Raw genomic sequence first — 21,303 nt, 5'->3', positions numbered from 1 at the left:
CACTCCAGGTAGCTCAGACGCGACTACGGCTAGCTGGACTTGCTGGTGAGGCGGGCCTTTTGCTGCGCGGCCAGGGTGGTGATCAGGGCGGTGTCCGGGTGGATCGTGGTACCGAGCGGGGCCGATTGGCGCACGGTCAGGAGGGCTACCAGGGAGCCGGCCACCACGCTGGCCTCGGCGATGGCCTCGTTCTTCTCGGTGCTGGAGTCGTAGGCGGCGTGAGCGTTGCTGAGCGCGCCGGGGGCGCGGAACGGGTGGTTGCGAGTCTCCTGGCGCCAGAAGCCTGCTTGCAGGATCTTTGCCTTGGCTGGGGATTCCGCCTTGAAGAGCTGGACGACGTAGCGCTTCTTCTTGTCGGGGCTCAGCCGGGTGGCACGGTAGCCCTCGGCGAAGCCGGCGTTGAGGAGGAGGGCTCGGTCCAGCGCGGGTGCGGCGGAGTAGTTCTCGAGGTAGGTCTCGGAGCTGAAGGGGCCCGTTGTGTTCTGCGGGTCGGGGACGAAACCGGTCGGGAGGACGATCAAGCCGGCCAGGGCGCTCTTGGCGGTCTGGTCGACAGCTGTGCTGGGAGCGGGCGCGTCGGCAGGGCGCACCGCGGCGCCCGCGTCACTGCCACAGGCGGTCATACCGAGCAGCAGGGCGGTCACGACGGCGGCCATACCAGGAGCCGAGCGGTTCACAAGGCCCATCCGAGCAGGCGCAAGTGAACAAAGACCGAACTATGTCTGTGATTCGGCCAACAGAGCAGCGATCCGTCGGCGCGCCGCCTTGGGAATCATGGGTTCGCAGCCTGCTTCGACGCAGCGGCGGACGACCTGCGGGTCGTCGCGCAGGAGCAGGAGGCCGCGGCGGAGCAGCGTGAACGGGGGTTTGCGGTGCTCGCGAAGGTCGCGCTGGAAGCGGCGGACGAACGTGACCACACGGTGATGCCGGACGCAGATGGCGGCGGCCAGCAGGCCGCGATCCTTCAGGGCACTGGTGATCTGGTCGGCAAAGATGCCCTCGGCAATGATCAACGGCGAGCCCTGGGTGCTGAACTCACGGTGACCGACGGTCCCGTCGGCGGAGATCTCGTAGATCGGCAGATCCGCCTGACCGGCCTTGCAGAGCTGCTCGAGAGCGGCGACGGCCCGGTCGCCGTCCCACGAGGCGGGGTCGTCCCAGTCGACGATGCCGAGCGGCGACCGGGGCATCGCCTCGTCGTCACCGTCACGGTAGAAGTCGTCCAGGCGTACGACGGGTAGCCCGGTCAGCTCCGCCAACCGCGACTTCCCGGCCCCCGACGGCCCGGCCAGCAACACCACACGCGCACTCACCCGCCCCATTCTCCGCCACCGCCCGGTAACGCCCGAGCCCACCCACCGATAACCAGGTGTGCGGCAGCTGAAAGCGTCTAGCGCAGGAGAGCGTCCTGTAGTGCCTGGGCCTGGCGAGTGAACCATGCGTCGGTGCGTGCGGTCAGAGCGGCTTCGCCGGTGGTCCAGCGTTGGTGGAACCAGGGATGCCCGGTCTCGGAGCCGCGGCGGACGTAGTCCATACACCAGACGTGATTGTCGGCCGTTGCCGCGACGAGCCGCCGGCGATCAGCCTCGTCCAGTCCGTAGGTGTCCGCGAAGCGACGCAGCCGACTGAGCACGTGACCCCGCCGTACGTCGTGAATGTCGCCCTCCGGCCGTAAGGGCGCCCACAGCCGGATGGCCGCGGCCACGTCCCACAAGGCCGACCCTGGTCCGGCCAGATCGAAGTCGATCAGGGCGACCGCGACGCCGTCCCGGAACACGATGTTGTCCAGGTTCGGGTCGTTGTGGCTGACCGTTCCGTCCACGTACGCCGCCGGCACCGCCTCGGCCCATTCGAAGTCCGCGGCCGGAAACCCGGCGATCGCCGCGTGGTACTCCCGCAGCAGCACGGCCACGCTGTCCAGCGCGGAGTCCGTCATCGCCCAGGCCGGGTACGGCGGAGTGACCGTCTCGCCCGGTAGGTAGGTCAGCACCTCACGCCCCTGCGCATCGACATCCAGGAACCGCGGTGCGCCCTCGAACCCCACCTCCGCGAGATACCGCAGTACGGCGTGAACAGCGGGACTGCTCGCGCGCAGCGGCCGTCGTACCGTGTCTCGAACCCGTACGACGAGCCCGCGGTTGGCCGTTCCGCCGAGCAGAGGAGTTTCCACCTCGCTCATTGTGGTCAGTCTGCTGCGTCCAGCAAAGCCCGGGCCAGTGGACTGTGGGTGACGATGCCGTTCACCAGGCCGCTGCGGACCGCGGCGCGCACCGCCTCGACCTTGCCCAGACCGTACGGAATCGCGATCACCTCGTCGATCGCGTTCATCTGCTCGGCGTTGATCGCGATCACCCGGTCGGTCACCTTGCTCTGGACGGGCACACCCTTCGCGTCGACGAACACCCCGGAGATGTCCGCCACCACACCGCGCTTCTGCAGTTGCTCACAGGCGTTCTCGTCCATCGCGTCGTACAGGGTGGACTGGCCGGGAGCCCAGGAACCCAACCCCACAACGGCTTTGGTGACCGCGTCGAAGTGCCCGATCGCCTCGGCGACCTCGGGCTGCTGCCGCAAGGCGCGCGCCGTGGTCGCGTCCGGAACCACCAGCGGGGCATAGAACAGGTACGCCGGTCCTCCGGACAACCGCGCGGTGTGCCGCACCAGTTCCACCGAGTTCGCCTCGACATCAGGACGCGTCAACGCACCAGTCAGCTGTACGACGGGGACCGGGGCGAGTGAGGTGAGCTGATCCGTCATCGCCGTGACGGCGCGCGCCCACGCAAGCCCCAGTACGTCGTCCGCCGTGACGATCTCGGTGAGCAGTTCCGCAGCGGCCTTGCCCAGCTGGAGACGCAACGCGGCCGGATCGTCCTCGGGGGTGTCCACGACGATCGCGCGGCGCAGCCCGAAGGCCTCCTGGAGGCGGGCGGACAGGTCGAGATCGACGTTGCCCGGGTGGCTGATCTCGATCCGCACCAGACCGCTGCTGCGGGCCTGGTCGAGCAGCCGCGCGACCTTGAACCGGCTGAGCCGGAACTCGTCGGCGATCTCCACCTTGGACCGGCCGTCGACGTAGTACCGGCGCGCGATCGACGCCGTCAGCACCAGCTGGGCCGGTCCCCCCGCGATGGGCTCCATCACACCTCCCGAGACAAGCCGCTCATATGAGCGAAGCTGTGCACCAGTGTTGCACAGACTCTTGACAGGTCAACCCCCGTTCCGATTCACTCGGGGCAGTGAGCAGAGGCGTGCTCAAATGAGCAGACCAGCGAAGGAGTGGCTTGTGCTGGGACAGCGCAAACGCGTCGGGGCGATCGGTGTCGCACTTGTGGTGAGTGCGGTCAGCGGTTGTGCCGGCTGGGGTGGTGGCGCCGGCGGTGGCGGCGCGGACAGCATCAACGTGCTGATGGTGAACAACCCGCAGATGGTCGACCTGCAGCAGCTGACCGCGGACAACTTCACCAAAGAGACCGGCATCCACGTGAACTTCACGGTGCTGCCGGAGAACGACGTCCGGGACAAGATCAGCCAGGAGTTCTCCAGCCAGGCCGGTCAGTACGACGTCGCGACCCTGAGCAACTTCGAGATCCCGATCTATGCGAAGAGCAAGTGGATCGCCCCGCTGTCGGACCACATCGCGGCGGACCCGAAGTTCGACCAGGACGACATCCTGAAGCCGATGACGCAGTCGCTGTCCGGTGAGGACGGCAAGGTGTACGGCGAACCCTTCTACGGCGAGTCGTCGTTCCTGATGTACCGCAAGGACGTGCTGGCGGCGAAGGGCGTCACGATGCCCGCCAAGCCGACCTGGGACGAGGTCGCGGACATCGCCGCCAAGGTCGACAAGGCGCAGGCCAACATGCGCGGGATCTGCCTGCGTGGCCAGCCCGGCTGGGGCCAGATCTTCGCCCCGCTCACCACGGTCGTGAACACCTTCGGTGGCACCTGGTTCACGCAGGACTGGCAGGCGCAGGTGAACTCGCCGCAGTTCACCGCGGCGACCAAGTTCTACGTCGACCTGGTCCGCAGCCACGGCGAGGCGGGCGCACCGCAGGCCGGCTTCACCGAGTGCCTGAACAACCTGATCCAGGGCAACGTCGCGATGTGGTACGACGCGACCTCGGCCGCCGGATCGCTCGAGGCGCCGAACTCACCGGTGAAGGGGAAGATCGGCTACGCCCCGGCCCCGGTCAAGGAGACCGACAGTTCCGGCTGGCTGTACGCGTGGTCGTGGAGCATCCAGCAGGCCAGCAAGAAGCAGGACAACGCGTGGAAGTTCATCTCGTGGGCGTCCAGCAAGGAGTACGAGCAGCTCGTCGGCGACAAGCTCGGGTGGTCCCGGGTCCCGGCCGGTAAGCGCGCCTCGACGTACGAGAACCCGGCGTACCTGAAGGAGGCCGAGGCCTTCGCGGCCCCGACCAAGGCGGCGATCGAGACCGCCGACCCGAAGAACCCGGGCACGCAGCCGCGGCCGGCCCTCGGGATCCAGTTCGTCGACATCCCGGAGTTCCCGGATCTCGGCACCCAGGTCAGCCAGGACGTGAGCTCGGCGATCGCCGGGCGGATGAGTGTGGACGAAGCGCTGAAACGCGGGCAAGTGCTCGCCGACGACGTCGCCGAGCGGTATCGCTCGCGCGCGGCGAAGTGAGGGGAGTGAGCTATGTCTGCTGACACGAAGACGCGGCCGGAGTCGAAGCACTCCGCCGTACCCAAGGGCAGTTTGATGCGTCAGACCGGCGACTGGGCCCGGCGGGCGCCGTTGATGCCGGCACTGATCTTCATGATCGTCGTCACCCAGTTGCCGTTCGTGGTCACGCTGATCACCTCCTTCATGGACTGGAACGCCTACTACCCCGACGAGCGCGGGTTCGCCGGGATCGACAACTTCCGCCGGGTGCTCACCGACGCGAACACCCGGCACGCGATCTGGGTGACGATCCTGCTCACGGCGGGCGTCGTACTGATCAGCCTGCTGCTGGGGCTCGGGATCGCGCTGCTGCTCGACCGGAAGTTCCGCGGTCGCGGTGCGGTCCGGACGATGATGATCACGCCGTTCCTCGTCGTACCGGTGGCGGCCGCGCTGCTCTGGAAGCACGCGCTGTACAACCCGTCGTACGGGCTCTTCAACGGTTTGCTGAAGGGGATCTTCGGGGACAACGCGCCGCAGCCGGACTGGATCAGCAACCAGCCGTTGTGGTCGATCATCTTCGCGCTGGTCTGGCAGTGGACGCCGTTCATGATGCTGATCCTGCTGGCCGGGCTGCAGAGCCGGCCGCTGGACGTGATCGAGGCGGCCGGGATCGACGGCGCGAACCAGTGGGAGATCTTCCGCTACATGACGCTGCCGCACCTGCGGCAGTACCTGGAGCTGTCCGCGCTGCTCGGCTCGATCTACGTGGTGCAGAACTTCGACGCGGTCTTCACGATCACGTCGGGCGGCCTCGGTACGGCGAACCTGCCGTACACGATCTACCAGACCTTCTACACCGCTCACGACTACGGACGCGCCTCCGCGGCCGGCGTCATCGTGGTGATCGGCACGATCGCGATCGCGACGTTCGCCCTGCGGTCGGTGTCGACACTGTTCCGAGAGGAGACGGGCCGATGAGTGGCGGCGTGACGATCGTTACCGGCAAGAAGAACCGGGGCGGTGGGTTCGTCCTCAGTGGGCTCGCGTGGGTCGTCGGCCTGCTGTTCGTGATGCCGGTGCTGTGGATGCTGCTGACCTCGTTCCACTCCGAGGAGGACGCGGCCAAGAACCCGCCGGACATCGCGGCTCCGTTGAGCCTCGGCGGTTACAAGGCGTTCTTCGACACCGGACCCTGGCCGTCGCTGGCGAACTCGTTGACGGCGAGTGTGCTGTCCACGCTGCTCGTGCTCCTGCTGGCGTTCCCGGCCGCGTACGCGCTGTCGATCCGGCCGGTTCGCAAGTGGACCGATGTCCTGTTCTTCTTCCTGTCCACGAAGATGCTGCCGGTGGTGGCCGGTCTGCTGCCGATCTATCTGTTCGCGCAGTCGGTGGGGTTCCTGGACAACATCTGGCTGTTGATCATTCTCTACACCTCGATGAACCTGCCGATCGCGGTCTGGATGCTGCGCAGCTTCCTGTCCGAGGTACCGGTGGAGATCCTCGAGGCGGCCTCGGTCGACGGCGCGTCGCTGACCAGGACGCTCCGGTCCGTGGTCGCGCCGGTCGTGACCCCGGGGATCGCCTCGGCGGCGCTGATCTGCTTCATCTTCAGCTGGAACGAGCTGCTCTTCGCCCGGGTGCTGACCGGTACGGTGGCGCAGACGGCGCCGGTGTTCTTGACTGGGTTCGTGACCAGCCAAGGATTGTTCCTCGCCAAGGTGTGTGCCGCGTCGATCGTGGTCTCGCTGCCCGTGTTGATCGCCGGCTTCGCGGCCCAGGACAAGCTCGTCCAGGGTCTGTCGCTGGGGGCGGTCAAGTGACCCAGCTGAACACGGCCGCAGTGGGTGCGCTCGGCAAGGAGATCGCCGTACCGGCTTATGACCGTACGACGGTCAGCCCGGGCATCGTGCACTTCGGGGTCGGCGGGTTCCACCGGGCCCACCAGGCGATGTACCTCGACGCGTTGATGAACGACGGCAAGGCGCTCGACTGGGGCATCGTCGGCGTCGGCGTGCTGCCCCAGGACAAGCGCATGTACGACGTCCTGTCCGCGCAGGATCACCTGTACACCCTGGTGATCAAACACCCGGACGGGACGCTCGAGCCGCGCGTGATCGGGTCGATCGTGGACTACCTGTTCGCGCCGGACGACGCCGACGCCGTACTGGATCGGCTCGTGGATCCGTCCACGCGGATCGTCTCGCTGACGATCACCGAGGGCGGGTACCACGTGAACCAGGTGACGGGGGAGCTGGACACGTCCGACGCCGGGCTGGCCGCCGACCTCGAACCGGGTGCGACGCCGGGGAGCGCGTTCGGGTTCGTGGTCGAGGCGCTGGCCCGGCGACGGGCGGCCGGGGTGCCGCCGTTCACGGTGATGTCGTGCGACAACATCCCGGGGAACGGGCAGGTGGCTCGCAAGATGCTCGCCGCCTTCGCGCGGTTGAAGGATCCCGAGCTCGCGGATCACCTGGAGAACGAGGTCCGGTTCCCGAACTGCATGGTGGACCGGATCACGCCGGTGACCACCGATGCGGACCGTTCGGCGTTGTCCGAGCGGTTCGGGATCGAGGACGGCTGGCCGGTGGTGTGCGAGCCGTTCACCCAGTGGGTGCTCGAGGACGACTTCGGGGGTGAGCGACCGGCGTACGAGGAGGTCGGCGTTCAGATCGTCGACGACGTCGAGCCGTACGAGTTGATGAAGCTGCGGCTGCTGAACGCGTCTCACCAGGCACTGTGCTACCTCGGGTATCTGTCCGGCTACCGGTATGCGCACGAGGTCTGCCAGGACAAGCTGTTCATCGACTTCCTGCTCGGCTACATGACCGAGGAAGGGACGCCGACGCTGCCGCCGGTGCCTGGGGTCGACCTGGATCGGTACCGCCATCAGCTGATCGAGCGGTTCGCCAACCCGGAGGTCAAGGACACGCTCGCGCGGTTGTGCGCGGAGAGCTCGGACCGGATCCCGAAGTGGCTGGTCCCGGTGATCCGGGAGCAGCTCGCGGCCGGCCGCGAGATCAAGCGGTCCGCGCTCGTCGTCGCGTCGTGGGCCCGGTACGCCGAGGGCGTGGATGAGCAGGGTGAGCCGATCGAGGTGGTTGACCGGCTGCGCGACAAGCTCGTCGAGCGGGCGCAACACAACCGCGAGGACTCGCTCGTGTTCATCTCGGACCCGGATCTGTTCGGGGACCTCGCGTCGGACGACCGCTTCGTCGCGCAGTACCAGGCGGCGTTGCAGTCGCTCCACGAGATCGGCGCGCGGCGAACGGTCGAGTCGCTTTAGGGTGAGACCCGGACCGCCAACACTCACCAAGTCGTCCCGAGGACCCCGCAGCCGTCTCAGCTGAGCGTGGGTGCGGTGGCTCGGCGGAGGTTGATGAGTGGGGGCGGTCCGCCCGTCCGTTCGCGAGAAGGAGCCCGAATGCCTGAGCCGAGACTGGTGGCCGGGGTGGACTGTTCCACCCAGGCGACCAAGGTGGTCGTGTGCGATGCCGAGACCGGCGCGGTACTGCGGGAGGGCCGGGCGCCGCATCCGGACGGGACGCAGGTCGACCCACAGGAGTGGTGGAAGGCGTGGGAGATCGCGTCGGACGGCCTGCTCGATGGGGTCGAGGCGATCGCCATCGGTGGGCAGCAGCACGGCATGGTCCTTCTCGACGAGGCCGGCGAGGTCGTCCACCCGGCCGTGTTGTGGAACGACACCAGCTCCGCGGATGCGACCGCTGAACTGATCGCGGAGCTCGGTGGCCCGGAGGCGTGGGCCGAGGCGGTCGGCTCGATGCCGGTGCCGTCCTTCACCGTCACCAAGCTGCGCTGGATCCGCGACACCGCCGCCACCGACCCGGTACGCCGGGACGCGGTCGCGCGGGCCGCGGCCGTCGTACTGCCACACGACTGGATGACTCATCAGCTGGCCGCTGATCGCAGTGGCATCGACGGGATCACCACGGATCGTGGCGACGCGTCCGGGACCGGCTGGTGGTCGCCTGCCACGAACAGCTACCGCGAGGATCTGGTGGAGCGTGCCTTCGGGCGCTCGCTCAGGCTTCCCCGCGTCGCCGGTCCGGCGGAGATCGTCGGCCGTACGGCGTCCGGCGCCGCCCTGGCCGCAGGGACCGGGGACAACGCTGCGGCCGCACTCGGTCTCGACCTGCAGGTCGGCGATGTCGCGATCTCGCTCGGAACCAGCGGTACGGCGTTCGCCCGGTCCGCGCACTCGACCGCGGACTCGAGTGGCTTCGTCGCCGGGTTCGCCGACGCGACCGGTGAATACCTGCCGCTCGTCTGCACGCTGAACGCGGCCCGCGTGATGTCGGCGACCGCGCAGTTGCTCGGCATGACGCTGCCCGAGTTCGACGAAGCCGTCCTCTCGTCACCCGGCAGCCAAGGGCTCGTCCTCCTGCCCTTCCTCGACGGCGAGCGCACGCCCGACCTCCCGCACTCCACCGGCCTCGTCTACGGCCTCACCCGCGCCACGATGCAGCCGGCCACCATGGCTCGCGCCGCGGTCGAGGGCCTGCTCTGCGGCCTGGCCGACGCGGTCGACGCCCTCCGCGCGCAAGGCATCCCCGTCAACCGCCTGCTCCTGCTCGGCGGCGGCGCCCGCTCCCGCGCCGTACAGGCTCTTGCTCCGGCTCTGCTCGGTGCTGAGGTCGTCCTCCCCGAACCAGCCGAGTACGTCGCCCTCGGTGCTGCCCGGCAAGCCGCCTGGGCGCTCACCGGCACCCTGCCCACTTGGCCGGTCCCCCTCGGCAAGCCCGAACCGGCGATCACCCTCGACGCCGACCAGATCCGCGCCAACTACGCCCAGGTCCTCACCAACACCCGCCCCCTACTGTCCGCGCCGTACAACGGGAGCTGACCCGTATCGACTAGCTCCAGGTGTCGTGGCGGAGGGTGGTTCCTTCGGTCCACCAGTGCTGGGCGGCGTTGGTGGCGTCCAGGGACCAGACGTGTTGGGAGGAGCCTACGGATGTGGCGGTCGGGTCACCGGTGATGCCGGTGCCGATGGTTTCGCGGACGAGGCCGGTGCTGGGGGACCAGGAGACGTGGACCAACTCTCCTGCTGTGGTGCGGTGCCAGAGGTGCTGGGCGTCGCCGACTTGGAGGAAGGCGGGACGGCCGACTGCGCCGCCTGTGGACCAGACGTCGGTTCGCCAGCCTTCGCGGGCGTTCCACCACCAGTGCCGGAGGTCGCCGTTCGAGGTGGTTGCCCAGATGTGCTGGGCGTCGCCGATCTGCGCGGTGACCGGGTCCCCGGTGACGTCGCTGCCGATCGTCTCGCTCCGGAATCCCTGGGGTCCCGTCCACCAGATGTGCCGGATGCGACCATCAGTGGTTCGTACGACGACATGCTCGGCATCTGCAACCAGGAGCGCACTCGGCCGTCCGGCGAGCCCGTCGCCCCAGGTGTTGCGCTGGACGGCTTGTCCGGGTGCCCACCACCAGTGCTGAAGGTTGCCGGAGACATCGACTGCCCAGGTGTGTTGAGCGTTCCCGTTCACCAGTGCGGCCGGGTCGCCGGCCAATCCGGTTCCCCAGGTGTCGTGGTAGCTGCCGCTCGCCGGGTCCCAGAACGAGTGCTCCAATGCACCACTCGTCGATCGCCAGAACACGTGCTGCTGCGCGCCGTACAGGAGGGAGACCGGTTGCCCGGCGACCGCCGTACCCCAGCTGTCGTTGTGCATCCCGTCGCGGCTGTCCCAGAACCAGTGCCGCAACGTGCCGGTCGAGCTCGTCGCGAAGAGATGCTGCTGGTACTGCGTCAGGAAGACCTGCCCTGCCTCGACCGCTGACCGACTCCCCACCGGTACGGCGGCTCCCGCACCCGGCCAGGCGCGACACGTCCCACCCGCGTCATAGTCGGTCGCGATCTGGAACACGGACTTCCCGTCCGCCGAGCCGAGCAGCGGATTACTCCAGGTCGGACAAACCCCGTTCCCCGGATCCGGAATCTGCACCGGCGCGGTCACCTCGAACCAGTCCCCGTGCCCGCTCGCCGCGTTCCCGAAGAACATCTTCCCGTCGCCGGCCGCGAAGCTCCCGTCGGCGTTCCGGACCCGCATCGAGTTCAGTACGACGGTATTCCCGCTCACCGTGATCGTCGGCGTACTGGCTGGGTATCGCCCGTCCGCCGTCCGCACCCGGGTACCGGCATCGGTCGCCGTACCCCAGTTCCACCCGTCGGTCGACCAGCGGACGTAGGCCTCGCAGACGTGCGAGCCACCGCAGATCTCGTAGCTCATCAGATAACTACCGTCCGGAACCTTCCGTACGACGGCCATCCCCGGCCGGGCCGTCGTATCGGCCAACGCCACCACGTCCCGCGGTCCCGTCCACGTCACGCCGTCGGCCGACGCATGCTCGACCAGCTTCTGGCTGTGTAGGCCGTCGGTCTCGTCGGAGTAGAACATCACCAGCCGCCCATCGGTCGCGACCGTGAACTCGGGCTCCCAAGTGCCGGCCGCGCTCGGCGACTTGTCCACCTCGGCCAGGAACGTCCACGTCCGGCCTTGGTCCGCCGACTTCCACACGTGTTCGCTCATCCGCCGACCGGCTCCGGCGTCAGCGCCCATCGACGCCGCCCACAGCAGGGTTCCGGCAGGCATCGCGCCGACGGCCTGCGGCAGTTCGTAGAGCGTATGGCAGCACATGCCGTACTTGTTGTCCGGATCGTTGGCCTCGCCCAGCTTGGTGAAGGTCAGCCCGTTGTCGGTGCTGTGGTGGATCGCGCCGACCCAGTCCTTGCCGTTGTTCGTGACCAGGGCAGCGACCAGCGTCCCGTTGCCCTGCGCCTGATGCTCGAGCCGGATCACCCTTGGATAGAAGGCGTAGCCGGCTGCCATCGGCGTCCCGCCACCGATCGGCACAGCCTGGGCCGGCATCGGCAGGCACACAGCCAGGAAAATCACGACCAACCCCGCAAGCACTTTGCGCATGTGTTGACGGTGCCGCAGTGTCCTACAGGTGGAGAACCCCTTCGACTCCAGCCGAAACGTCAGACCCTCGGGCCGAGCGGATCCTCCGTGGGAGGGGTGGGGGTACGGCGGACATCGTCGGTGAGGGAGCGGTCGGGGAGCCAGATGATGAAGGTGCTGCCGACGCCCAGCTCGGAGTGCAGGGCGACGGTGCCGCTGTGGGACTCGGCGATCTGGCGGACGATCGCGAGACCGAGGCCCGCGCGGCGTTGGCCCGTGGAGGGAACGGTGGCCGGCGGTTGCGGGCGGCCGGCCCGGTAGAAGCGATCGAAAACGCGGTCGGCGTCGTCGGCGGAGATGCCAGGGCCTTCGTCACGGACGGCGATCCACGCCCAGCCGTTCTGACTGCCGACGGCCAGGATGAGCTGACTGCCGCCACGGGCGAGCCGGACCGCGTTCGAGAGCAGGTTGTCGACCGCGCGGCGCAACGCGGTCGCGTCGCCGGCGGCGATCGGTCCGGGCGACAGACGTCGTACGACGTGGAGTTCGCGATCCGCGGTGAGCAGGTCGTACTCCTCGGCCGCCTCGCTCGCGATCGTCGCGAGGTCGACGTCGGCGTCCACGAACGCAGGTGACGACCGCCGGGCCGAAGCGAGCAGATCCTCGACCAGCCGGGTCATCCGCTGGATCGCGCGGCTCACCATCGCGGTCGCCTGCGCGCGTTCCTCGGACGGAGTGTCGTCATGCGCCAGTACGGCGTCGACGTTCGCCTGGATGACCGCGAGCGGATTGCGCAGTTCGTGGGAAGCGTCGTCGACCAGTTGGCGTTGTGCGACGAACGCGGACTCGAGTCGCTCGAGCATGTCGTCCACGGTGTCACCAAGGTTGCGCAGCTCATCGCGTGGACCTTCGAGAGCGATTCGCCGGGAGAGGTCGGTCGCGGAGATCTCCTGCGCGGTCTCGGTGATCCGCCGTACCGGTCGTAGTGCGCGCCCCGACAACCACCAGCCGGTTCCGAGGCTCACCAGGAAGAGCGCACCCATGCCGGCCGCGGAATACGTCCGCAGTGTTTCGAGGGTCTGGTAGTTGACTGCGGACTGCACGCTGGAGAGCTCAGCGGCCTCGATCCGGTAGCCGTCCTTGATCTGCCAGTGCCCTTCGTGGTCCTTGTAGGTCTTGTTCACTGTGATCGGATTCAGCGGCTGCGGATTCAGGTAGGCCCGAAGGGCGAAGTAGACCCCGGCCAGCATCAGCGCCGACAGGGCGATCAGGACGGCGGAGTAGGTCAGCGTCAGCCGGAAGCGGATCGTCTGGGTGAACGGTGGGAGGTTCATGTGTCGTCACCTCGGAGGCGGTAGCCGCGGCCGATCACTGTCTCGAGCACTGCTTCTTCCCCGTCCTGGGTGAGCTTGCGACGCAACGTCCCGACCGTCACCCGGACGCTCTGGGTGAACGGGTCCGCGTTCTCGTCCCAGACATGTTCGAGCAGTTCCTCGGCCGACACGACATGACCGGGCCGCGACATCAGATACCGCAGTACGCCGAACTCCTTGAGGGTCAACGCGAGTTCGCGACCGTTCCGGGTGGCCAGGTGGCGGGCTGAATCGAGGACGAGGTCGCCGACGTGCAGTTGGGTGCTGCCGTTCGTTACGTCGCGGCGCAGCAGCGCGCGGATCCGGGCCAGCAGCTCGACCAGCGCGAACGGCTTCGTTAAATAGTCGTCGGCGCCTTCGTCCAGACCGCGGACCCGATCGGCCAGCGAGGCCCGCGCGGTCAGCATCAGCACCCGCAGTTCCCGTCCGGAGGCGACCTCGATCTCACCGCGGCGGACCGCCCGGCACAGGTCGAGCCCGCTGGTGTCCGGCAGTGTGATGTCCAGGATCGCCAGGTCGTACGCCGTGGTCGCCAGCTTCTCCACCGCCTCGGCCCCGGTCAGTGCCGTGTCCACGGCATAACCGGCCCGACCGAGTCCGGAGCGCAGCGCGCTGACCAGGCCTTCCTCGTCCTCCACCACCAGTAGTCGCACCAGACCAAGGTAGCGGTGTTGGCCGAGTCCGCCGGTCAGCTCTTTCGCTCGGCTTTCGTTCTCCTTTCCGGTCGTTTTCGCACCCCCTTGATGAGGTGGGGAGCAATCCAACCGAAGGAGCTTCTCGATGAACATCCCAGGCAAGCGGCTCGTCCTCGGTGCGGCGGTTGCCGTGGCGGCCCTGGGGACCGGTGGGGTCGCCTACGCGGTGGGAGGCGACGACCCGGCGCCGGAGCAGGGCTACGTGACCTATGACCAGAGTGCGGCGGACCACGGCGACTGCCCGAACGAGAATGTCGGCAAGGGCCAGACCCAGCCTGAGCAGAACCCGGCCGGCGACGCATGACCGAGACACATGTTGCGCGTCCCGGTGTGACGGCGGCCGCCCTTGAGCACGCGTTGTTCGAGGTGAAGCGGGTCGTCGTCGGCCAGGACCAGCTGGTCGAGCGGATGCTGGTCGGATTGCTTGCCCGAGGCCACTGTCTGTTGGAGGGTGTGCCTGGAGTCGCCAAGACGCTCGCGGTCCGAACCCTGGCCGAAGTGATCGGTGGTCGGTTCGCCCGGCTTCAGTTCACCCCTGACCTTGTTCCCGGCGACATCATGGGTACCCGGATCTGGCGACCGTCGACCGAGGGCTTCGACACCGAGCTCGGACCGATCTTCGCCAACCTTGTCCTCGCCGACGAGATCAACCGGGCCCCGGCCAAGGTGCAGTCGGCGTTGCTGGAGGCGATGGCCGAGAACCAGGTCAGCATCGGTGGCACCAGCTACCGGCTGCCCGACCCGTTCCTCGTGCTCGCCACCCAGAACCCGATCGAGTCCGATGGCGTCTACGCGCTTCCCGAGGCACAGCGGGACCGGTTCCTGCTCAAGATCACCGTCGATTACCCGAGCCCGATCGAGGAGCTGACGATCCTGCAGCGGATGAGCGCCCGGCGCCCCCACGCGAACGCCGTACTGACTCCGGAGCAGGTCCATCAGTTGCAGCAGGCAACGGAAGAGGTGTTCGTCCACAACGCCGTGGCCGAGTACGTCGTCCGCCTGGTGCACGCGACTCGTGCTCCGCAGCAATACGGGCTGGCGGATCTGGCCGGCGTACTGGAGTTCGGGGCGAGCCCACGGGCGACCCTCGGTCTGGTCGCGGCAGGTCGGGCGCTGGCGCTGCTGCGCGGTCGGGACTACGTACTGCCGGCTGATGTGTACGACGTCGCTCTCGACGTGATGTCGCATCGCTTGGTGCTCACGTTCGACGCACTCGCGGACGGGGTCGATCCGCGGTCGATCGTCGCGCGGATCCTGCACACCATCGAGCAGCCCCACGTCGTACCGTCAGATTCAGAAGCCGCCTGATGAGGGGCCCGGATCTCCTTGCGGGTCGTGAACGCGCGTTGCGGGCGCTCGAGCTGACGGTGAAGCGGAAGCTGGAAGGGTTTCTGCACGGCGACATCACCGGGCTGCGCAGTGGTCCGGGCAGCGAGCCGAACGAGGCGCGGCCGTACCAAGCCGGTCAGGACGACGTCCGCCGGATGGACTGGAACGTGACCGCGCGGTCGCTCGACCCGCACGTCCGGGCCCCGCTTGCCGAGCGGGAGCTGGAGACCTGGGCGCTGCTGGATGCGTCCGCCAGCATGGATTTCGGGACCGCGCTCAGCGAGAAGCGTGATCTGGCGATCGCGATCGTCGGCGCGCTCGGCCTGCTGGCGAGCGGCCCCGGGAACCGGCTCGGTGTCCGGATCGCGATCGGCGACGAGGTACGACGCGTACCCGCAGCCGGTGGTCCGGCCCAGCTTCGGCGGTCCCTGCGCACACTGCTTTCGTTGCCCAGGGCAACGCCAGGTGAGTACCCATCGACCGACCTTGCGCGCGCGATCTCGCGGCTGAACCGCGAACATCCGCGGCCGGGGCTCCGCGTGGTCGTCTCCGACTTCCACGACGATCCGTTCACGCCAAGAATCGTCGCCGGTGGATCCATCGGGCGAGCCGCCGCCGGGCGTTCAGGTGACGGTGAGGGCGCGCTCGGCTGGGCCGATGCGTTGCGCCGGCTCTCCGCGCGGCACGAGGTGCTGGCGATCGAGGTCCTCGATCCGCGGGAGCTCGAACTGCCCGAGGTCGGCCTGCTCACGCTGGTCGATCCCGAGACCGGTCGCCGTCGCGAAGTACAGACGAGCAGCAAGCGACTACGACGCCGGTACGCCGAAGCGATGGCCGCGCACCGGGAGCGGACCACTCAGGCGATCCGTGGTGCCGGTGCCGCGCATCTGGTGTTGCGGACCGACAACGACTGGGTCCGCGACGTCGCCGCCTTCGCCACCTCCCGCCGTCGGGCCAGCGTCCGGCGGTCCCCGACTTCGAGGACCGGTGTCCGATGAGATTCGAGCAACCCCTGTGGCTCTGGCTGCTGGTGCTCGTCGCGGCCCTGGTCGCGGCATATCTGATCGCCCAGCGCCGACGGAGCAAGTACGCCGTCCGATTCGCGACCCTGCCGATGCTGGAGAAGGTCGCCCCCCATCGGCCCGGCTGGCGCCGGCACGCGCCGGCCGCGGCCTTCCTCGCAGCCCTGACAGTGTTGACGATCGCGATCGCCCGGCCGGTGGCCGACATCCGCGTTCCGCGGGAGCGAGCCACGGTCGTGGTCGCGATGGACGTGTCGAACTCGATGGCCGCGACCGATGTGGCGCCGAACCGGTTCGAGGTCGCCAAGCAGGCGGCGATCGAGTTCGTGCAGAACCTGCCGGAGAAGTTCAACGTCGGCCTGGTCGCGTTCGCCCGGACCGCGACGGTGGCGGCGGCTCCGAGCACCAACCACCAGGCCACGGTCGACGCGATCAACGGTCTGCAGTTGCGGGACAGCACCGCGATCGGGGACGCCGTACTGACCAGCCTGCAAGCGATCCGGACGATCGACCCGGATGATCCGCCGCCGAGCCGGATCGTGCTGCTCTCCGACGGTGGCAACACCTCGGGCAGCCCGATCGACGAGGCCGCGCAGGCCGCCGTACAGGCTGGTGTTCCGGTGTCGACGATCGCCTACGGTACGCCGGAGGGCACGGTCAACCTGGATGGACGCGAGGTTCCGGTTCCGGCGGACACGCAGGCGCTGCAGACGCTGGCCGAGTCGACCAACGGCTCGTCCTACGCGGCCGAGTCCGACGAGCAACTCCGAGACGTCTACTCCGATCTGCAGTCCTCGATCGGGTGGACCACCGAACCGCGCGAGATCACCAACCTCGTCGCCGGTATCGCCCTGGCCGCGGCGCTCCTGGCCGCACTGGCCTCTCTCCTCTGGTTCTCCCGCCTCCCGTAGTAGGAGCCCGACATGTCTCCACACCTAGGAAAGCCCTTCCGCGGCCCGGACTACATTCCCGGGCCTCCGCCGGTGGCACCGCCACCTGTCGCAGCACCTGCTCCGCCCACCTTCTCCGTCACCCCGGCCTCCGCCGCGCCACTGGCTCCCCCCTCTCTGGTGGCGGCGGCACCTCAGGCCGGGGTGACGGGTCCACCCGGTAACCGACGTACAGGCTTGGTGCTTGGGACGTTGACGTTGTCGTTGGTTGCAGGCGGCTTGGCGGGCGCGGTCACAGGTGGTCGGGAGAGCGGAGTGGAGTTGCCGCAGGCGGCGGCTCCAGCGGGCGGGGCGCCGCAGGGGTCGATCTCGGCGGCAGCGGCGAGCGTGCTGCCGGGTGTGGTGTCGGTGCGCGCAGGCCAGGCCACCGGCTCCGGATTTGCGATCGACCCGCAGGGGCACGTGGTCACCAACGCCCATGTGGTGGAAGGAGCGAGCGATGTATCACTGGTCCTGTCGAGCGGCCGCCAGGTCGACGCGGACGTTCTCGGCGTCGACGCGAACAACGATCTCGCCGTCCTCCAGGTCTCGACCGCCGACGCGTCGGGACTGCGCGCGCTCACGCTCGGCCGGTCCGCACAGCTGCATGTCGGCGACCCGGTCCTGGCCGTCGGTTCACCACTAGGCCTGGAAGGAACCGTCACCGCCGGCATCGTCAGCGCCGTCGACCGCCAGGCCCGCTTCGGTGACAACAACACCCGCCAGTCCGCCATCCAGACCGACGCCGCCATCAACCCGGGCAACTCCGGCGGCCCCCTCGTCAACGCCGCCGGTCAGGTCGTCGGCGTCAACACCGCCATCGCCACCCTCGGCAGCTCCCGCTCCGGCAGCATCGGCATCGGCTTCGCCATCCCCGTCGACCGCATGACCACCATCGTCCGAGGCCTGATCGACTGAAACGCTGTCTCAGTGTCGAGAACACCGTATTGGCAGCGTCCGCCCACTACAGTTGAGGGATGGTGTATTTCGGTGGGTTGCTGGCGCTGATCGGGCTGGGCACGTTGGTGTTCCGGGACGCCGACGTCATCGGTCTGCCGGCGCCAGTGGTGGGCGTGGCCTTGCTGGTGATCGGGGCCGGGGCATCGGTGTTCGGCTTCCTCCGGAAGCGGAAGGTCCGGGCGCGGAAGATCGCCAAGGGCGAGCCGGTGCCGGTCGGCGATGTGATCGAGCGGGCGCGGGCGTTACCGCGGCTGATCCGGGCCGCCCGGCAGGGGACGTACGGCGAGCTGCCGAAGAGCCGGATGGCGTTGTGGGTGTTCGCGCTGGTCTATCTGGTCTCGCCGATCGACATCCTGCCGGACCTGCTCCCAGTCATCGGTGTCACCGACGACGCCGGCGTCCTGGTCTGGCTGCTGACCAGCGTCTCGACCGCCGCCGGCCTCTACATCAACCACGAACGCCAAGAGATCCGTCAGCGCCCACTCGACTGACCAGCCGACTCCAGCAAGGCTTCGGCCACCGCCGTTCGCGCATACAGCACGACGCGCCCCGCTCGGTGTGCCGTCACCAAACCACCGGACCGTAGCGCGCTCAGGTGCTGGGACACCCCGCCTGCCGTCATCGCAGTACGCCGAGCCAAGTCCGTCGTCGACCGCGGTGCGTCCAGCAGGCAGAGCAAGGCGGCCCGGGAGTTCCCCAGTACGGCGGCCAGACCGGCCGGTGTGGCCTGCGCGGAGTCGTCCCACAGCGTGGCGACGCCGCGCGCCGGGTAGGTCAAGGTCGGCTGCCACGGCGGGATCGTGCTCGAGTGCACCGTCGGCCAGACGAACGCGGACGGGATCAGCAAGAACCCCTCGCCCGCCAGCTGCCGGGCGCCCTGGAACCTGCGGTGCCGGATGAACAAGGTTCCGTCGCGCCACCGCACGGTGTCGGCGAGGTCTGCGAACAACCCGGCTGGTCCGGCCTGCCCGAGCTGACGCCCGCGATACATCACGTCGCTGTCGAGCAGCGCCCGGATCCGTCCCCAGTGCGGCGCGATCGCCAACTCCCAGTACGCGCTGATCTGATCGGCCAACCGCGTGATCCCCGCAGCAGGGTCGGCGTACAGGTCGGCCACTGCCTGCGACGGCAGATCGCCCGGCGCCGGAGGGCGCAGCCGTCGCGGCAGCTGAACCTCAGTGAGTGACCCCAGGGGATGTCGCCGTGCATAAGCCAGTACGTCGAGGTCCGCGCGCACCTGGTCGGGCGACACCCGCCGCAGCGCCCCGAGCTCACCTTCCAGCTCCGGTAACGGACTCTGTGGCGGCGGAGTCAGGAAGTCCGCGAGGTACCAGACGTCCGGATCGATCAGATCGAACAGCAGGCCCAGCTCGGTCCCGGCGATCCGTTCCCGTGCGGTCCGCGCCCACCGGCCGTGGAACTGGTGCGGCCGCCGCGTTCTCAGCAGCCGCACACTCGCGACGACCTCCCACAACGGCGAGACCGCCAGCCGCATCCGGGCCAGGTCGGGAACTGTGAAGGTGATCGTCAGCATTTAGCTCAGACTAAATCACTTCAACCACCCGGACGCCAGGGCCGAAGCTGGCCGCATCGACCCAGCGAAAGGAATCCCATGCCCACCCAACCTCGTCTGAAGATCGGCGACCTGGATGTCAACCGGCTCGGCTTCGGCGCCATGCGCATCTCCGGCTACTACCGCCCGGACACCGACCGGACCGAGGCGATCCGGGTTGCCCGCCGTGCCGTCGAGCTCGGCGTCGACTTCATCGACACCGCCGATTCGTACGGACTGGGCGCCAACGAGGACCTGCTCGCCGAGGCCCTGCACCCGTACGGCGACGTCGTCATCGCGACCAAGGTCGGCCGCACCCGGCCGTCGCCGGGCGAATGGACACCGTGCGGGCGCCCGGAGTACCTGAAGCAGGCCGCCGAACTGAGCCTGCGCAGGCTGAAGATCGACCAGATCGACTTGCTCCAGCTGCACCGGATCGACCCGACAGTCCCGGCCGCCGATCAATTCGGCGCGCTGGCCGAACTGGTTGCCGAAGGCAAGGTACGCCGTCTCGGCCTCTCCGAGGTCACCGTCGATCAGCTCCGCGAGGCGCGCGCGACACTCGACGTCGTGAGCGTGCAGAATCGCTACAACGTGACCGATCGCGAACACGAGGACGTGCTCGACTACTGCACGACCGAGGGCATCGCGTTCGTCCCGTTCGTCCCGATCGCGAACGGTGAGCACGCCGGATCACCGGAGTTGGCTGCGATCGCGCAGGAACTCGACGCGACCGCCGCGCAGCTCTCGCTTGCCTGGCTCTTGCACCGCTCACCTGTGGTCGTTCCGATCCCCGGCACGAGCTCGCTCAAGCACCTTGAGGAGAACGTCGCGGCTGCCGCACTCGATCTGACCCCCGAACACCTCGCCCGGCTGGAGGCCCTCAACCCCTGAGCCAGTCTTCGACGTCGCCCGCGGCCTCGTCGGGATGCTGATAGGCGAACAACTGCAGAGGATCAGTCGGTACGTCGGAAGTCCGGCACGCCAAGCGGGTTGCCGCGTTCACCAGCTCGCGCGCCGCGGACAGCACGAGCTCGGCTTGGGCCAGCGCCGCCTCCGGGTCGTCCAGTTCGGCCGCCGAGCGAGCCAGGTCTGAGACCTCGCAGGCTTGGTAGGCCATCGCCAACTGGGCCCTGTTCATCCGAATGCTCGCACGAAGAACAGGACGGTCATCGCGACCGCGATGACCAGGACCAGGGTCCGCAGTACGACGTGGGGGAGCCGCCGTACTGCGTGGGCTCCCAGGTAGCCGCCGATGATCGCGCCGCACAGCATGGAGATCAGGTGCCGGGGCTCGTCGAGCACATCGGCGGCGAACACGAAGATGACCGCCGCCGTCAGGAACACAGCGCCGACCTGGATGACTCGCAACGGCGTACCGCGAGCGGTGTCGAGGGAGGTGGTGGCGGTCCAGAAGGCCAGCATCATCACGCCGACGGCGCCGCCGAAGTAGCCACCGTAGATCGAGAGCAGGAACTGCCCGGCCAGGATGACCGCCGGTCCTGGAGTGCCGAGGTTGATCGCGCGGTTCAACCGCTTGCCGAACGCGAGGATCAGCGTCGCGAAGGCGAGCAGCCATGGCAGCGCCAGATCGAAAGATGCCGAGGGCAACCACAACAGCAAGCCGGCGCCCAGTGCGCCGCCGAGCACGCTGGCCAGCGTCAGCCGCAGCGTCGACACCTGCTCGAACACGGTCACCTGGCGCCGATAGACCCAGGCGCTGGTCGCGTTGCCCGGGAGCAGCGCGACCGTCGAGGTCGCGTTGGCCATCACCGGTGGCATGCCGCCCGCGACCAAGGCGGAGAGTGCGACGAAGCTCCCGCCGCCGCCCACGGCGTTCAGGGCGCCGGCAGCGATACCGGCCAGCAGGATCATCAGCACTCTTCGAGGATCAGG

Annotated in this window: 22 protein-coding genes; 12 read left to right on the top strand and 10 right to left on the bottom strand. The window is 68.5% G+C overall.

Features of this window, described 5'->3' with window-relative positions:
• Positions 1 to 29: 29 nt before the first annotated feature.
• From ACIA49_RS05755 to ACIA49_RS05740, 4 genes are all read right to left on the bottom strand, one after another.
• Positions 30 to 656 carry a hypothetical protein gene (locus tag ACIA49_RS05755; protein WP_396375945.1) on the bottom strand — a complete coding sequence of 209 codons (627 nt, stop codon included), beginning with the start codon at positions 654 to 656 and terminating at the stop codon, positions 30 to 32.
• A 60-nt stretch (positions 657 to 716) separates the two neighbouring features.
• Positions 717 to 1,313 carry a uridine kinase gene (locus ACIA49_RS05750; RefSeq protein ID WP_396375944.1) on the bottom strand — a complete coding sequence of 199 codons (597 nt, stop codon included), beginning with the start codon at positions 1,311 to 1,313 and terminating at the stop codon, positions 717 to 719.
• Positions 1,314 to 1,390: 77 nt separating this feature from the next.
• Positions 1,391 to 2,179 carry a phosphotransferase gene (locus ACIA49_RS05745; protein ID WP_396375943.1) on the bottom strand — a complete coding sequence of 263 codons (789 nt, stop codon included), beginning with the start codon at positions 2,177 to 2,179 and terminating at the stop codon, positions 1,391 to 1,393.
• 5 nt (positions 2,180 to 2,184) lie between these two features.
• Entirely contained in the window at positions 2,185 to 3,138 is a 954-nt protein-coding gene (locus tag ACIA49_RS05740) for a sugar-binding transcriptional regulator (protein WP_396375942.1), read from the bottom strand.
• Positions 3,139 to 3,256: 118 nt separating this feature from the next.
• On the opposite strand from ACIA49_RS05740, the gene ACIA49_RS05735 reads away from it, so the two are divergent.
• The 5 genes from ACIA49_RS05735 (at position 3,257) to ACIA49_RS05715 (ending at position 9,491) form a co-directional block, all read left to right on the top strand.
• Positions 3,257 to 4,648, top strand: coding sequence for an ABC transporter substrate-binding protein (locus ACIA49_RS05735; RefSeq protein WP_396375940.1), 1,392 nt, complete (start codon positions 3,257 to 3,259; stop codon positions 4,646 to 4,648).
• Between the two features lie 12 nt (positions 4,649 to 4,660).
• Positions 4,661 to 5,608 (top strand): carbohydrate ABC transporter permease, encoded by a 948-nt coding sequence (locus ACIA49_RS05730; protein ID WP_396375939.1) that lies wholly within the window; start codon positions 4,661 to 4,663, stop codon positions 5,606 to 5,608.
• Positions 5,605 to 6,450, top strand: a complete 846-nt coding sequence (locus ACIA49_RS05725; protein ID WP_396375938.1) for a carbohydrate ABC transporter permease — start codon at positions 5,605 to 5,607, stop codon at positions 6,448 to 6,450. The genes ACIA49_RS05730 and ACIA49_RS05725 overlap by 4 nt, the downstream gene beginning before the upstream one ends.
• Entirely contained in the window at positions 6,447 to 7,913 is a 1,467-nt protein-coding gene (locus tag ACIA49_RS05720) for a mannitol dehydrogenase family protein (RefSeq protein WP_396375936.1), read from the top strand. The genes ACIA49_RS05725 and ACIA49_RS05720 overlap by 4 nt, the downstream gene beginning before the upstream one ends.
• 138 nt (positions 7,914 to 8,051) lie before the next feature.
• Positions 8,052 to 9,491 carry an FGGY family carbohydrate kinase gene (locus ACIA49_RS05715; protein WP_396375935.1) on the top strand — a complete coding sequence of 480 codons (1,440 nt, stop codon included), beginning with the start codon at positions 8,052 to 8,054 and terminating at the stop codon, positions 9,489 to 9,491.
• Positions 9,492 to 9,501: 10 nt separating this feature from the next.
• Here ACIA49_RS05715 and ACIA49_RS05710 read toward each other — a convergent pair whose 3' ends face one another.
• Genes ACIA49_RS05710 through ACIA49_RS05700 form a run of 3 tightly spaced genes read right to left on the bottom strand, consistent with a single transcriptional unit; the run spans position 9,502 to position 13,573 of the window.
• A complete protein-coding gene (locus ACIA49_RS05710) occupies positions 9,502 to 11,568 on the bottom strand; it encodes a hypothetical protein (RefSeq protein WP_396375934.1) in 2,067 nt (688 codons plus the stop codon).
• A gap of 59 nt (positions 11,569 to 11,627) precedes the next feature.
• Entirely contained in the window at positions 11,628 to 12,881 is a 1,254-nt protein-coding gene (locus ACIA49_RS05705) for a sensor histidine kinase (protein ID WP_396375933.1), read from the bottom strand.
• Positions 12,878 to 13,573, bottom strand: a complete 696-nt coding sequence (locus tag ACIA49_RS05700; RefSeq protein ID WP_396375932.1) for a response regulator transcription factor — start codon at positions 13,571 to 13,573, stop codon at positions 12,878 to 12,880. Before ACIA49_RS05700 ends, ACIA49_RS05705 begins: the two co-directional genes overlap by 4 nt.
• 127 nt (positions 13,574 to 13,700) lie before the next feature.
• On the opposite strand from ACIA49_RS05700, the gene ACIA49_RS05695 reads away from it, so the two are divergent.
• The 6 genes from ACIA49_RS05695 (at position 13,701) to ACIA49_RS05670 (ending at position 18,346) form a co-directional block, all read left to right on the top strand.
• Positions 13,701 to 13,919, top strand: coding sequence for a hypothetical protein (locus ACIA49_RS05695; protein WP_396375931.1), 219 nt, complete (start codon positions 13,701 to 13,703; stop codon positions 13,917 to 13,919).
• Complete coding sequence (locus ACIA49_RS05690; RefSeq protein WP_396375930.1) at positions 13,916 to 14,923, top strand: AAA family ATPase; 1,008 nt, start codon at positions 13,916 to 13,918, stop codon at positions 14,921 to 14,923. Before ACIA49_RS05695 ends, ACIA49_RS05690 begins: the two co-directional genes overlap by 4 nt.
• Positions 14,923 to 15,942 carry a DUF58 domain-containing protein gene (locus ACIA49_RS05685; protein WP_396375929.1) on the top strand — a complete coding sequence of 340 codons (1,020 nt, stop codon included), beginning with the start codon at positions 14,923 to 14,925 and terminating at the stop codon, positions 15,940 to 15,942. Before ACIA49_RS05690 ends, ACIA49_RS05685 begins: the two co-directional genes overlap by 1 nt.
• A complete protein-coding gene (locus ACIA49_RS05680) occupies positions 15,939 to 16,877 on the top strand; it encodes a VWA domain-containing protein (protein WP_396375928.1) in 939 nt (312 codons plus the stop codon). The genes ACIA49_RS05685 and ACIA49_RS05680 overlap by 4 nt, the downstream gene beginning before the upstream one ends.
• Positions 16,878 to 17,171: 294 nt before the next feature.
• Positions 17,172 to 17,813, top strand: a complete 642-nt coding sequence (locus tag ACIA49_RS05675; protein WP_396375927.1) for a S1C family serine protease — start codon at positions 17,172 to 17,174, stop codon at positions 17,811 to 17,813.
• 59 nt (positions 17,814 to 17,872) lie between these two features.
• On the top strand, positions 17,873 to 18,346 hold the full coding sequence (locus ACIA49_RS05670) for a YkvA family protein (RefSeq protein ID WP_396375926.1): 474 nt from the start codon (positions 17,873 to 17,875) through the stop codon (positions 18,344 to 18,346).
• Here the strand turns inward: ACIA49_RS05670 and ACIA49_RS05665 are convergent.
• Positions 18,328 to 19,389: a DUF5937 family protein gene (locus ACIA49_RS05665; protein ID WP_396375925.1), complete on the bottom strand. Its 1,062-nt coding sequence runs from the start codon at positions 19,387 to 19,389 to the stop codon at positions 18,328 to 18,330. The two genes, ACIA49_RS05670 and ACIA49_RS05665, sit on opposite strands and share 19 nt — an antisense overlap.
• A gap of 78 nt (positions 19,390 to 19,467) precedes the next feature.
• Here ACIA49_RS05665 and ACIA49_RS05660 point away from each other — a divergent pair, with 78 nt between their 5' ends.
• The gene (locus tag ACIA49_RS05660) at positions 19,468 to 20,301 is read left to right on the top strand and encodes an aldo/keto reductase (protein ID WP_396375924.1); all 834 of its coding nucleotides are present in this window, start codon (positions 19,468 to 19,470) and stop codon (positions 20,299 to 20,301) included.
• Here the strand turns inward: ACIA49_RS05660 and ACIA49_RS05655 are convergent.
• Positions 20,291 to 20,548, bottom strand: a complete 258-nt coding sequence (locus ACIA49_RS05655) for a hypothetical protein (RefSeq protein ID WP_396375923.1) — start codon at positions 20,546 to 20,548, stop codon at positions 20,291 to 20,293. The two genes, ACIA49_RS05660 and ACIA49_RS05655, sit on opposite strands and share 11 nt — an antisense overlap.
• Positions 20,545 to 21,282, bottom strand: coding sequence for a sulfite exporter TauE/SafE family protein (locus ACIA49_RS05650; protein WP_396376037.1), 738 nt, complete (start codon positions 21,280 to 21,282; stop codon positions 20,545 to 20,547). The genes ACIA49_RS05655 and ACIA49_RS05650 overlap by 4 nt, the downstream gene beginning before the upstream one ends.
• Positions 21,283 to 21,303: the final 21 nt, after the last annotated feature.

It is taken from the genome of Kribbella sp. NPDC051587 (assembly GCF_044453945.1).
Lineage (GTDB): Bacteria > Actinomycetota > Actinomycetes > Propionibacteriales > Kribbellaceae > Kribbella.
Note: the sequence above shows the minus strand (reverse complement) of the source record. Positions and strands in the feature narration are given on the sequence as shown.

What these genes read in the sequence shown, in the direction of transcription:
- ACIA49_RS05730 (WP_396375939.1), top strand. Translation starts at nt 4,661, where the DNA reads ATGTCTGCTGACACGAAGACGCGGCCGGAGTCGAAGCACTCCGCCGTA.
- ACIA49_RS05735 (WP_396375940.1), top strand. Translation starts at nt 3,257, where the DNA reads ATGAGCAGACCAGCGAAGGAGTGGCTTGTGCTGGGACAGCGCAAACGC.
- ACIA49_RS05650 (WP_396376037.1), bottom strand. Translation starts at nt 21,282, where the DNA reads ATGATCCTGCTGGCCGGTATCGCTGCCGGCGCCCTGAACGCCGTGGGC.
- ACIA49_RS05655 (WP_396375923.1), bottom strand. Translation starts at nt 20,548, where the DNA reads ATGAACAGGGCCCAGTTGGCGATGGCCTACCAAGCCTGCGAGGTCTCA.
- ACIA49_RS05695 (WP_396375931.1), top strand. Translation starts at nt 13,701, where the DNA reads ATGAACATCCCAGGCAAGCGGCTCGTCCTCGGTGCGGCGGTTGCCGTG.
- ACIA49_RS05715 (WP_396375935.1), top strand. Translation starts at nt 8,052, where the DNA reads ATGCCTGAGCCGAGACTGGTGGCCGGGGTGGACTGTTCCACCCAGGCG.
- ACIA49_RS05660 (WP_396375924.1), top strand. Translation starts at nt 19,468, where the DNA reads ATGCCCACCCAACCTCGTCTGAAGATCGGCGACCTGGATGTCAACCGG.
- ACIA49_RS05710 (WP_396375934.1), bottom strand. Translation starts at nt 11,568, where the DNA reads ATGCGCAAAGTGCTTGCGGGGTTGGTCGTGATTTTCCTGGCTGTGTGC.
- ACIA49_RS05745 (WP_396375943.1), bottom strand. Translation starts at nt 2,179, where the DNA reads ATGAGCGAGGTGGAAACTCCTCTGCTCGGCGGAACGGCCAACCGCGGG.
- ACIA49_RS05755 (WP_396375945.1), bottom strand. Translation starts at nt 656, where the DNA reads ATGGCCGCCGTCGTGACCGCCCTGCTGCTCGGTATGACCGCCTGTGGC.
- ACIA49_RS05690 (WP_396375930.1), top strand. Translation starts at nt 13,916, where the DNA reads ATGACCGAGACACATGTTGCGCGTCCCGGTGTGACGGCGGCCGCCCTT.
- ACIA49_RS05740 (WP_396375942.1), bottom strand. Translation starts at nt 3,138, where the DNA reads ATGGAGCCCATCGCGGGGGGACCGGCCCAGCTGGTGCTGACGGCGTCG.
- ACIA49_RS05685 (WP_396375929.1), top strand. Translation starts at nt 14,923, where the DNA reads ATGAGGGGCCCGGATCTCCTTGCGGGTCGTGAACGCGCGTTGCGGGCG.
- ACIA49_RS05725 (WP_396375938.1), top strand. Translation starts at nt 5,605, where the DNA reads ATGAGTGGCGGCGTGACGATCGTTACCGGCAAGAAGAACCGGGGCGGT.
- ACIA49_RS05670 (WP_396375926.1), top strand. Translation starts at nt 17,873, where the DNA reads ATGGTGTATTTCGGTGGGTTGCTGGCGCTGATCGGGCTGGGCACGTTG.
- ACIA49_RS05665 (WP_396375925.1), bottom strand. Translation starts at nt 19,389, where the DNA reads ATGCTGACGATCACCTTCACAGTTCCCGACCTGGCCCGGATGCGGCTG.
- ACIA49_RS05705 (WP_396375933.1), bottom strand. Translation starts at nt 12,881, where the DNA reads ATGAACCTCCCACCGTTCACCCAGACGATCCGCTTCCGGCTGACGCTG.
- ACIA49_RS05680 (WP_396375928.1), top strand. Translation starts at nt 15,939, where the DNA reads ATGAGATTCGAGCAACCCCTGTGGCTCTGGCTGCTGGTGCTCGTCGCG.